Origin of the sequence: Streptomyces carpinensis (assembly GCF_002154505.1) — a bacterium.
Taxonomy (GTDB): Bacteria; Actinomycetota; Actinomycetes; order Streptomycetales; family Streptomycetaceae; genus Streptomyces; species Streptomyces carpinensis.
On sequence record NZ_MUBM01000572.1, the window covers coordinates 1 to 908 of the forward strand.

The window sequence follows — 908 nt, forward strand, 5'->3', positions numbered from 1 at the left end:
ACGGTCAGGTCGTCGGCCTGGAAGTACAGGCCCGGCTCGACGGTGAGGACCATGCCCGGCTCCAGCGTGCCGTCCACGTACGTCTCGGTGCGCGCGGCGGCGCAGTCGTGGACGTCCATGCCGAGCATGTGACCGGTGCCGTGCAGCGTCCAGCGGCGCTGCAGGCCGAGCTCCAGGACCCGCTCCACGGGGCCCTCGACCAGGCCCCACTCGACGAGCCTCTCGGTGAGCACGCGCTGCGCGGCGTCGTGGAAGTCGCGGTACTTCGCGCCCGGCTTCACCGCCGCGATACCGGCCTCCTGGGCCTCGTGCACGGCGTCGTAGACCTTCTTCTGGATCTCGGAGAAGCGGCCGCTGATCGGCAGCGTGCGCGTGACGTCCGCGGTGTAGTACGTGTGCGTCTCCACGCCCGCGTCCAGCAGCAGCAGGTCGCCGGAGCGGACCGGGCCGTCGTTGCGCACCCAGTGCAGCGTGCAGGCGTGCGGGCCGGCGGCGGCGATGGTGCCGTAGCCGACGTCGTTGCCCTCCACGCGCGCGCGGAGGAAGAACGTGCCCTCGACGTAGCGTTCGCTCGTCGCCTCGGCCTTGTCGAGGACCTTCACCACGTCCTCGAAGCCGCGCACGGTGGAGTCCACGGCCTTCTGCAGCTCGCCGATCTCGAAGTCGTCCTTGATCAGCCGCATCTCGGACAGGAAGACGCGCAGCTCCTCGTCCCGCTCGCCGGTGACCTTGTCGGTCAGGGCCGCCTCGATGCCGGCGTCGTAGCCGCGCACCACGCGGACCGGGCCGGTGGCCTCCTTGAGCTTCTGGGGCAGCTCGCGCACGTCGGAGGCCGGGATGCCGTACAGCTGCTCGGCCTCGGCCAGGGAGTGGCGGCGGCCGACCCACAGCTCGCCCTGGCCGGAGAG

At 71.6% G+C, this 908-nt stretch carries 1 protein-coding gene; it reads right to left on the reverse strand.

Annotated features, from left to right (window positions below; genetic code table 11):
* A partial coding sequence (locus BZY54_RS46245) for an aminopeptidase P family protein (RefSeq protein WP_143668346.1) occupies nt 1-908 on the reverse strand: 908 nt, incomplete at both ends.